Source organism: Nocardia sp. NPDC004573 (assembly GCF_053602135.1).
In genome coordinates, this window is record NZ_JBSGDA010000006.1 from 18,428 (window position 1) to 27,780 (window position 9,353).

General features: G+C 69.8%; 9 protein-coding genes and 1 pseudogene. 4 read left to right on the top strand and 6 right to left on the bottom strand.

All coding sequences use genetic code 11. From position 1 onward, the window contains the following. Window positions 1–2 precede the first annotated feature (2 nt). Together ACWEKR_RS11540 and ACWEKR_RS11545 are read right to left on the bottom strand one after the other, a co-directional pair. A complete protein-coding gene (locus ACWEKR_RS11540; protein WP_195084336.1) occupies window positions 3–701 on the bottom strand; it encodes a DedA family protein in 699 nt (232 codons plus the stop codon). A gap of 5 nt (window positions 702–706) precedes the next feature. Then, entirely contained in the window at window positions 707–1,363 is a 657-nt protein-coding gene (locus ACWEKR_RS11545) for a DedA family protein (RefSeq protein ID WP_452354681.1), read from the bottom strand. Between the two features lie 301 nt (window positions 1,364–1,664). On the opposite strand from ACWEKR_RS11545, the gene fbaA reads away from it, so the two are divergent. Together fbaA and ACWEKR_RS11555 are read left to right on the top strand one after the other, a co-directional pair. Further along, a complete protein-coding gene (gene fbaA / locus ACWEKR_RS11550; protein WP_195084334.1) occupies window positions 1,665–2,699 on the top strand; it encodes a class II fructose-bisphosphate aldolase in 1,035 nt (344 codons plus the stop codon). 31 nt (window positions 2,700–2,730) lie between these two features. Then, entirely contained in the window at window positions 2,731–3,849 is a 1,119-nt protein-coding gene (locus tag ACWEKR_RS11555) for a BTAD domain-containing putative transcriptional regulator (protein ID WP_452354432.1), read from the top strand. Here ACWEKR_RS11555 and ACWEKR_RS11560 read toward each other — a convergent pair. Both ACWEKR_RS11560 and ACWEKR_RS11565 read right to left on the bottom strand, forming a co-directional pair. Continuing rightward, complete coding sequence (locus ACWEKR_RS11560; RefSeq protein ID WP_452354433.1) at window positions 3,846–4,172, bottom strand: excalibur calcium-binding domain-containing protein; 327 nt, start codon at window positions 4,170–4,172, stop codon at window positions 3,846–3,848. The two genes, ACWEKR_RS11555 and ACWEKR_RS11560, sit on opposite strands and share 4 nt — an antisense overlap. Before the next feature lie 43 nt (window positions 4,173–4,215). Then, entirely contained in the window at window positions 4,216–4,584 is a 369-nt protein-coding gene (locus ACWEKR_RS11565) for an excalibur calcium-binding domain-containing protein (protein ID WP_452354434.1), read from the bottom strand. Between the two features lie 283 nt (window positions 4,585–4,867). Between ACWEKR_RS11565 and ACWEKR_RS11570 the strand changes: the two genes are divergently transcribed. Next, complete coding sequence (locus ACWEKR_RS11570) at window positions 4,868–6,334, top strand: DUF4185 domain-containing protein (RefSeq protein ID WP_452354435.1); 1,467 nt, start codon at window positions 4,868–4,870, stop codon at window positions 6,332–6,334. Between the two features lie 8 nt (window positions 6,335–6,342). On the opposite strand, the gene ACWEKR_RS11575 is transcribed toward ACWEKR_RS11570, so the two are convergent. Together ACWEKR_RS11575 and ACWEKR_RS11580 are read right to left on the bottom strand one after the other, a co-directional pair. Beyond that, window positions 6,343–7,407, bottom strand: coding sequence for a fused (3R)-hydroxyacyl-ACP dehydratase subunits HadA/HadB (locus ACWEKR_RS11575; protein WP_452354436.1), 1,065 nt, complete (start codon window positions 7,405–7,407; stop codon window positions 6,343–6,345). A gap of 98 nt (window positions 7,408–7,505) precedes the next feature. After that, the gene (locus ACWEKR_RS11580; RefSeq protein WP_452354437.1) at window positions 7,506–8,573 is read right to left on the bottom strand and encodes an Rv0361 family membrane protein; all 1,068 of its coding nucleotides are present in this window, start codon (window positions 8,571–8,573) and stop codon (window positions 7,506–7,508) included. Window positions 8,574–8,754: 181 nt separating this feature from the next. Between ACWEKR_RS11580 and ACWEKR_RS11585 the strand changes: the two are divergent. After that, window positions 8,755–9,353, top strand: a pseudogene (locus ACWEKR_RS11585) (hypothetical protein); the annotation flags it as partial.

The window sequence follows — 9,353 nt, forward strand, 5'->3', positions numbered from 1 at the left end:
GGTCAGCTCTCCGGCTCGAGCACCGCGCCGGGAGTCGTCTCCAGCGCGAAGTCCTCTGCGGGCTGGGACATCTCCTGCCGGTAGTGCCGCACACCGAGCACCGTCCCGACGACCAGGCCCACCACCAGCGTGCCGATCACGATCGGCATCAGCCATTCCACCCGCTGCAGGAAGTTGCCCGCGTAGTACCCGATGAGCAGCAGCACCGGTGCCCACACGATCGCGCCGATGGTGCTGGCGACGGTGAACTTCCGATGCTCCATGCCCGCGGCGCCCGCGACCGTGGGGCACAGGGTGCGTACCCACGGGATCCACCGGGCGATCAGCACCGCGACGAATCCGTGCCGGTGCAGCAGCTCCGCGACGCGCTGCAGATTGCGGACGTTGATGTATCTGCCGTTCTTCCGGGCGACCAAGTGCCGTCCGGTCCGGCGCCCGATGACGTAGCCTGCCTGGTTGCCCGCGATGGCCGCGACCATCGCGCCCAGCGACAGCGCCCACACGTGCGCCTCGCCCGAGGCGTGCGACGCCATCACGATGCCCGCGGTGATGAGCATCGAGTCGCCGGGCAAGAACAGGCCGAGGATCACCGCGCACTCGAGGAAGACGAAGGTCAGCACCACTGTCCAGACGAGCGCCGGGCCCGCCGACAGCAGCGGATCGAAACTGCCCACGGCTAGGGGCGAGGATTCCGTCGTCACCGGCTTCAGCGGGTGGGCTCGCTGGTCGAGGCGGTCAGCTCGCCCTCGACCGCATCGTCCGCGGGCGCTTTCCGGTTCATCAGCTTCTTCGCCACCGCGGTGATGCCGGGCAGGATCGACACGAAGACGATCAGCAGGAAGATCGCCTCGACGTGGTCCCGGATGAACGCGACGTTGCCCAGGAAGTAGCCGAGCACCGTGACGCCGCCGCCCCACAGAAGGGCGCCGACGATGTCGAAGGCGACGAACTTGCGGTAGTCCATCCGGGAGACACCGGCCAGCACCGGCATGAAGGTGCGCACGATCGGCACGAATCGGGCCAGGACGATCGTCTTCGGTCCGTGCTTCTCGAAGAACTCGTGGGTCTGCGTGACGTAATGCTTCTTGAAGAAGCGGGTGTCCTCTTTGTGGAACAGCGCGGGCCCGATCGCCCGTCCGATCCAATAGGCGCACTGGTCGCCGGCGAACGCGACGAGGATGGTAGCGGGCACCAGCACCCAGATCGACACCGGCGGATTCGGCTGCGCGGCGAGCAGGCCGCCGGTGAACAGCAGGGAGTCGCCGGGCAGGATCGGGAACAACAGGCCGGTCTCGATGAAGACGATGACCAGGATGGCCGGCAGCACCGCATTCTTCAGCCACGTCTCCGTGAGCAGGTGCATCGGGTCGAGCAACTCGGTCAGCGCGAGGTTGCTCGTCACCGATTCTGTCGCTGCCTGCAGAATCACGTGGCCTCCTGTCCCGATACGGCTGGCCTGCATCGCTTGCCACCGCGTCGGAAGCTGCCAGCGCAAATTACCGGCCCCACAGTACCGGCTCCGCCTGAGAATGCTCGTGCTGTGCGCAAAATTACCGGTGGGTCAACTTCGGCGCACTCCCTCCCTGCATACCAGGCGAAACACCGCTGCCTTAGGGTGAAGGCTGACAAAATAGGTCTTTGCCGCACAACACGGAGGTCTTACTGTGCCCATCGCGACTCCGGAGGTCTACGCCGAGATGCTCGGTCGGGCCAAAGCCAATTCCTTCGCCTTCCCGGCCATCAACTGCACGTCGTCGGAGACGATCAACGCGGCCATCAAGGGCTTCGCGGACGCGGGCAGCGACGGCATCATCCAGTTCTCGACCGGCGGCGCGGAATTCGCCTCCGGCCAGGGCGTGAAGGACATGGTCACCGGCGCGGTGGCGCTGGCCGAGTTCGCGCACGTGGTCGCGGCCAGGTACGACGTGACCATCGCGCTGCACACCGACCACTGCCCGAAGGACAAGCTGGACACCTTCGTCCGGCCGCTGCTGGCGATCTCCCAGGAGCGGGTCAACGCAGGCCAGAACCCGCTGTTCCAGTCGCACATGTGGGACGGCTCCGCGATTCCGATCGACGAGAACCTCGAGATCGCCAAGGAACTGCTGAAGGCCACGCACGCCGCGAACATCATTCTCGAGGTCGAGATCGGTGTCGTCGGCGGTGAAGAGGACGGTGTCGAGGCCGAGATCAACGAGAAGCTCTACACCTCGCCGGAGGACTTCGAGAAGACCATCGACGCGCTCGGCGCGGGCGAGAACGGCAAGTACCTGCTCGCGGCGACCTTCGGCAACGTGCACGGCGTGTACAAGCCGGGCAACGTCGTGCTCAAGCCCGAGGTGCTCGCCGAGGGCCAGCGCGTGGCGGCGGCCAAGCTCGGTCTCGGCCCCGACGCGAAGCCGTTCGACTTCGTCTTCCACGGCGGCTCCGGCTCGCTGAAGTCCGAGATCGAGGACGCGCTGCGTTTCGGCGTGGTGAAGATGAACGTCGACACCGACACCCAGTACGCGTTCACGCGGCCGGTCGCGGGGCACATGTTCGTCAACTACGACGGCGTGCTGAAGATCGACGGCGAGGTGGGCAACAAGAAGGTCTACGACCCGCGCAGCTACCTGAAGAAGGCCGAGGCCTCGATGGCGGCGCGCGTGGTGGAGGCATGCAACGACCTGCACTCCGCCGGCCGCTCGATCAGCGCCTGACCCTGATACACCCGTCAGGGGCCGAGTGCACATGAGTCTGGATGTGCGCGTGCTCGGGCCCGTGCGACTGCTCGTCGGTGGTGAACCGGTGGCGGTCGGCGGGCCCAAACCGCGAGCTCTGCTCGCCGCGCTCACGGTGAATCGGCGGCGCGCGGTGTCCTCGGCCGCGCTCGCCGACCTGGTGTGGAACGAGGATCCACCCGACTCCTATGCCGCCAGCCTGCAGGTCTTCGTCTCGAATATTCGCAAGGCGCTGCGGAATTCCGGGGTGGACCCGGCGACGGTGCTGCGTACGGAATCGTCGGGTTATCGGCTGGAGATCGACGAGACCGCATGCGATCTGGGTCGATTCGAGGCGGCGCGGGAGGCGGGCGCCCGTGCGGCCGACGCGGGCGATCACGCCGGCGCGGCGCAGCTGTTCGGCTCCGCGCTGCGCGAATGGAGCGGCCGGGCGCTGGCCGACCTGGCCGGACTGCAGTTCGCCGACGGCTTCGCCACCGCGATGGACGAGGAGCGGCTGCTGGCCGCCTCGGCTCGGGTCGACGCCGAGATCGCCTGTGGGCGGGCGTCTTCGGTGATCGGCGAGCTGGTCGCGATGACCAATGAGCACCCGCTGCGCGAACCGCTGTGGGGTCAGCTGATCACCGCGTTGTACTTGTCCGGACGTCAGGCGGACGCGCTGGAAGCGTGCCGGAAAGTGCGCGGCGTGCTCGCCGACGAACTCGGCATCGACCCCGGACCGGCACTGATCGACTTGGAGCAGCGCGTGCTGCGGCAGGAGCCGCTGAGCACGGTGGAACTGCGGCAGGTCGAGCGGCTGGCCGCGGCGATGACCGAGACGGTCACCGAGGTGCCGCGCGCGGTGCGCAGCGGACAACTGCGGATGCCGGACGGTCGCGTGGTGGCGATCGCCCAGGGCGGGCTGCGCATCGGCCGGATGACCGACAACGACTTGGTCCTCGAGGACCCGCGGGCCAGCCGCTACCACGCGCACATCATGCCGAGCCGCGCCGGCTTGCTGATCAAGGACCTGCATTCGGCCAACGGCGTCTTCGTCAACGACGAGGCGATCGACAGCGGCGCGCTGCTCGCCGATGGCGATCAGATCCGGATCGGCGGGACGATCCTGGTCTTCCAGGCGCTGCGCTAGTCGCAGGCGATTCCGTTGCCGTCGCGATCCAGCTGCGCGTTGAAGCCGGGCTGCCCGCGGTACAGCGGCCCGGCGCCCTCCGCCCGCACCTGGTCGCAATCGGTGTAGATCCGCGGCGATCGCTCGGCGGGTTCCTCGGGTCGCTCGCTGTCGCCCTTCGGGCCGGAGCGATTGTGCGGGATCGGATGGTTTTCGTGCGGTCCGGCGATCGCGACGGCCGGCGCAGGCAGGGCGGACGCCGCCTGCGGCAGAAGCGCGCTCGCTCCGGCCGCCAGCAGCGCCGCCGCGATCGTGGGCGCGATGCGGAGAACTGACTTGGTCACGCCTTCCATCCTGCTCCGGGATCGGCCGGTGCGCCGGTGCGATTCACTCGCAGGCGACGCCGTCGTTGTCCCGGTCCAGGTGCGGGGCATAACCCGGCTGCCCGCGCAACAGCGGAGCCTTACCGGCGTTGTGGACCTCCGTGCAGTTCTTGTAGGAGGGACCGCCCGGAGGGACGTGCGCCGGTGGGTTGTTCTGCTGCGGCGGATTCGGCTGCTGCGGATTGTTCGGGGCAGGCGGGGCAGCTTGCGGCGGCGCCGCGGGCGGTGGGCAGAACTGCGCGGACCCGGAGCCGCAGAGCAGGTCGGTGAGCGGGTCGGCCGCGGCTACGGGTGACCCGAGGGTGAACACGGCGGTGGTGAGCAGGCAGGCGGAGCCGACGCCGAGCAGGGTGCGCAGGAGCATGTTCTTCATGTGATCCGTTCTCGGTGGGCGCCGGGCACGGTGGAACGCACTCGGCGGCAACGGTTTCGAACTATGACCCGGAGCGGTGCCCCGGACGGCCACTCTCCCCGACTGGAGTCGTCGCGAAGTGGACGCTAGCAACGCTGGACGCCACCGCCGGTGCAAATGAAGCAAATTCATGCTTTTTATTCGGCGTGTCGGTCTGCCGGTCTCCGAAAGTCGAACGCGGTAGGGTCGTTCCGCTGGTCGTGTCCGCAAGGTTCGTCTCCGCAATGGATTCGAGGGGTTTGCTATGGCGATGCGAATGTCGGCCGCCGTCGGTGCGGTGGTGATCGGCGCGGCAATGCTCGTCTACGCCGATGGGCCCGCTGCGGCCGCGCCCGAAACGGCCGCCGCTGTTGCAGGAGTGGGGCCGTGCGCGACCGACCCGGTGGCGACTCACGAGCCGTTGGTGCCGAAAACGCTGGAGGTGCCGATTCCCTATCCGGTGATCACCGTGCTCCCGGCGAATGCCCCCGAACCCACGCCGAAGCGCACGCGGATGGAGCTACCGCCGGACCCCTGCGTCAATCCCTGCCCGGATCTCACCGATCTGCCCGCAGCGCCACCGAGTCTCGCCGCTCAGCTCGGAATCCCGGAGATCCTGCTGAATCCCAAGCCGTTCCACTTCGCGATCCCCGGTCCCGGTCCGGACCCCGGCCAGGTGCCGCCGCCGCCCGCGCCGGTGCGGCCGCCGGTCGAACCCGCGGCGCAGTCACCGGCCCGGCCCGCGCCGCGGCTGGGCCCCGCCCGCGAGGTGGCGAAGCTGACCGGCGCGAACTCGGTGAACCGCACCGACAAACGGTGGCAGGTGGACGGCACCGACCTCGGCATCATGTGGGAGAGCGCGCCGGGCGAGATCGCGACCGCGTTCGGCGACACCGTGGGCCGCGGCTTCCATCCGCCCGGTGGCATGGGGCTGGATTGGCGGAGCAACGTGCTGGCCTTCAGCACCGATCGCGACCTCGCCGACGGCGTGACCTTCGACCGGATGGTCACCGACGACCGGTGCCACGCCGCCGAGGTGCTCTCCAGCCGCAAGCTGGACAACGTCGAGGTCACCACCATTCCCACCTCGGGTTTCGCGCTCGGCGAGCGGCAGTACCTGAGCTACATGTCGATTCGGACCTGGAACAGCCTGCCGGGCACCTTCTTCACGAACTACGGCGGCATCGCCTACTCCGACGACCACGGCCAGACCTGGACGAAGGACCCGCACGCGCGCTGGGACAACATCTTCGGTCTGGCGAACTTCCAAGTCAGCGCGATGGTTCCGCACGAAGGTCACGTCTACATGTTCGGTACGCCCAACACCCGCCTCGGCGCGGTCGGGCTGGCCCGGGTGCCGGAGGACCAGTTGCTCAACACCACCGCCTACCAGTACTGGCGCGACGGCGCGTGGACGCCCGTCGGAGGATTCGGCTCCGCCACGCCGGTCGTGGACGGTCCCGCCGGTGAACTGTCCGTTCGCTACGACGCCGCGCGTGGCGTCTGGCAGATGAGCTATCTGGACACGACGAAGGCCGCCATCGTCGTACGGGAATCGGACACACCGCAGGGCGTGTGGTCGGAGAGCACGCCGACGGTGTCGGCGTTGAGCTATCCCGAGCTGTACGGCGGGTTCATCCACCCGTGGTCGTCCGGGACGGACTTCTACTTCACCTTGTCGACCTGGAGCGACTACAACGTCTACCTGATGCACTCCGTGCTCGGGGAGTGACCCTCGCGCTAGCGCAGCCGGACCTCGGCCACCGCGCGGCCGAACAACTTCCGCCCTTCCGAGGTGCCGCCGAGCAGGATGGTCGCGGTGCGCGCACTCGGGTCCAGCGACTTGATCCGGCCGGAGAAATCGACCGTGCTCGCCGCGTCGGCGGCGACCGGGACGAAGCCGGAGAACCGCACGCTGAACTTCTGGATGGCGGTCGGATCGCCCAGCCACGCGCTGAGGTAGCCACCGGCCAAGCCCATGGTCAGCATGCCGTGCGCGACCACGGTCGGCAGACCGGCCAGCTGCGCGGCGTGGTCGCTGAAGTGGATCGGGTTGGCGTCCCCGGACACGCCCGCGTAGTTCGCCAGGTCGCCGCGGGTCAGCCGGAAGGCGCCGTCGGGAAGCCGATCGCCTGCGGTGAGTTCGTCGAACGTGGGCGCCGTGTGCACGGTCGTCCTCTCGTGGCCGTCCGGCTCGACCAACGGGCCGACGCCGAGCGGCACCAGCGCGTCGCTGTGCGCAGGCTCGGCGGCCGCCGTGGGTTCCAGCGGGCGCCCGTGCATCATGATGTTGTCGACCACCTCGCTCAGGGAGGCGTCGACCTCGGCGCCGCGGCGCGCGACGATCGTGGTCGACCCGACGATGGCGACCTCGCCGTGCTGGTTGCTCAGCGCGAAGCGCACCACGATGAAGTCGTTGTCGCCGAACTGGCGGATCGACTCGATGACGATCTCGCTGCGCATCCGGTCACCGGCCAGGATCGGCCGGTAGATCTCGAAGACCTGATCGGTCTGCAGGAACTGGGACAGGTCGTACTGGATGAGCACCGAGTCCAGCAGCGCCCTGGTCGCGGTCATCCCGATCACCGAGGCGAAGGTCGGCGGCGCGATGATCCCGGGATACCCGAGCGCGCGGGCGTCGGCTTCGCGCTGATGCGCCGCGTGGTGGTTCTGGACCGCGCGGGCGAACTCCCGCACTTTCTCCCTGCCGACCTCGTAATGGTCCCGCACCCGGAATCGCCGTCCGGCCTGCGTCGCCGGAACGACATCGATATCCGGCCGCGCCATCGTCTGCTCCCTGCTCATGATCCGGGCCATGCTACTGGCGATCCGGACCATTGACCAGGTGAGTGTGACGGGCGCGACCGGCATCGATGTTCATCGGCTATCGCGTGGCCGGTTGGTTACTGGGTGCTGCCGGGCGGGTCGCACACCTTCCATCCGTCGTCGGTGCGCTGCAGGTCGAAGGTGCGTGCGGACCGCTTCGCCGGATCGGCGTCGGTGTACACCGTGGCCTGCGCGATGGCGGTGTCCTCGGTGATGCGGATGGCGTCGATGCTGTCCACCACCGGGATGGTCTTGCGCTCCACCGACTGCTTGTGCACGCCGGCGAACTGATCGCTCGGGATGCCCTGGTAGAAGTCGTGCAGCGGACCGCACGTGGTGGACCGCAGAGCGTCCAGGTCGCCTGCCTTCAGCGCGTCGGTGTAGCTGGTGATCGCGCCGCGCACCTGCGCTTCTGGGGAGTCCTCGCCGGACATCGTGACGAGTGCCACGACCACCGCGACCAGCGCGAGCACCAGCGCGCCCGCCGCGCCCAGCACGATCAGCCGTCGATCGGGTCGAGCCGGGCCGGTGGCGGACGCCCCGGCGCCCGGCTGCGGAGCCGGGGGGATCCGCTGCGGCGGCGCGACGGGCCGGGTCTGCGGCGCGCGCGGGCCCGACATCGACTGCGCGGGCACCGTCTGCTGGACGTCCGCGGGCGACGGCGCGGTCGCCACCTGGCGCGGCCTGCCTTGGGGACGCGGCGGTGACGGTCGGGTCTCCTCGACTCCCGGTCCGTGCTGCGGCGGCGCGGAAGGGCCGTGCGGGCCGGGCTGCTTCGGACCGGCCGCCGGACGGGGCGTGCTCGGCGGCTTCGTGATCGGAACCGGTCCCGCCGAGGGCGGGACCACACGATCGGTCCCCGGCCTGCCACCGTCGGCGGGGCGCTGGACGGGGAGCGCGACGGTCTCGGCGTCGTCCCGGCTGACCACCGGCATCGCCATCGTCACGTCTTCCGAGCCGGGCGGGTTCTGCTGATCGCCGGATTCGCCGGTCTGCTCCGGCGCGGAAGCCGCAGGCCCGGCCGGGGGCTGAGGTTTGCGGATCACGACGGTCGCGGATTCGACGCCCGGCGCGACAGCCGCGTTCCGCGACTCCGAGCCGGTGGGCGCGCCGGGTGCAGTGGCCTCACCTGGCGCGCCCGACACCGCCTTCTTCGCGGCCGCCGGCTGGCCCGCTTTCGTGCCGGACGCTGGCGCGGCCTTGTCTTGCGCGGGCCGAGTCGATTGCGGCGCAGCGTCTTTCGGAGTGGAACCGCTTGCCGGGGCCGCGCCCGGAGCGGATCCGCGCGCCGGACCGGACGGCATCTGATCCCGTTTGATCACCACGGTGCGCGCTTCGCCCGGCTGGGTCGGTGCGGAGCCGGGCTTCGCCGCGTCGGCCTCCGGCTGCTTCGGCGCGGCCTTGCCGCCGATTTCGGCGGTCTCCGCATCGGCGTTCGGGGCCCGATTCGGTACGGCCGTGCCCGCGCCGGAACGCGCCGGTTCGCCCGCCTTGCCCGCCGGAGGGTTCGCCCGGCCGGGACCTGCCGGTCCGGAAGGCGCCGTGCCCTTGGTGCCGGGCGCGCTCGACGCGGCCGAACCGGCGGGCGGCGGCGTGGTCTTGCTGCCTTCGGATCGCGCGGCTTGGCGCTGGGCGGAAGCGGGAGCGTTCGGATTACCGGTGCCACCGGCCGCCGAACTGGGTGCGCCACCCGCGGGCTTCGGCGCTGAACTCGGCGACGCAGCCTTCGCACCGGGGCCGGAGGAGGGTGTGCCCCTGACGCTCCCGCTGTCGGGCGCTGCTGCTCTCCCGCCGGCCGGAGGGTTCGCGGCAGCAGGCCCGCCTACGAGGCTCGTGCGGTTGTCCGGGGGTGCGGGGTTCGCGCCGGGCTGCCCGGAGTTCCCGCTCTTCGCGGTGCCTGGAGGGTTCGCGCCGGGTTGCGGGGT